Raw genomic sequence first — 671 nt, 5'->3', positions numbered from 1 at the left:
ACAATCAATAAAGTGAACAATCAAATCACTAACCAGTCAGTCGCTATCAATTACTTCACCTTGAACCCTCTGGTATTTCACGGTTTTACGGACAGCACAGGCAAATATTCGGTCTCAAACCAAACGACCACTGTCCCAAAAATGGCGACGGTGGGCGCCTCAAACAAATTGATTACTGAAAATGTCTATAGCGATATCAGCATGCGCAAAAAAATAGGAACCTATAACCAAAACTGGTCTCTGACACGAGACAGCAATCAGACCGCATGGTTCTGTATCGAAACCTCAGACAATATGCTTGCTGGTGGCACCTCTGAGGGCAGCTCAAAAGAATGCTACAAAATCAATGCCAAAGGCGACATACTTGCGAGCAAAGTCACTATCGCACCGCCAGCTGGTAATGGCGGACAGACGATAACGTTTAACAGCAAGTAAGCAGTTCTATGTATCAACCATTTCTTTAATCGGTCGTTCATGGATTCAGATTATAAAAAGTATAAAAAAAGGAGCTGAATTATCAGCTCCTTTTTTATGACTTATTGAGAATAACTTAACCACTGCCCTTACTAATGGTGAAATGGCCAATGGTTAGATGATATTGACCTCATAACTAAATTTTTCTGCCAATCCATAAGACTCTCTATATTCGATAGGATCACCTTCTAGATTCT

Annotated in this window: 1 pseudogene; it reads left to right on the top strand. The window is 40.7% G+C overall.

The features are described from left to right. Positions 1–435: pseudogene (locus tag ACS8FC_RS18005) on the top strand (hypothetical protein); the annotation flags it as partial. Positions 436–671: the final 236 nt, after the last annotated feature.

The organism is Psychrobacter sp. 1Y4 (assembly GCF_051847555.1).
This window is presented reverse-complemented; position numbering and strand designations above follow the sequence as displayed.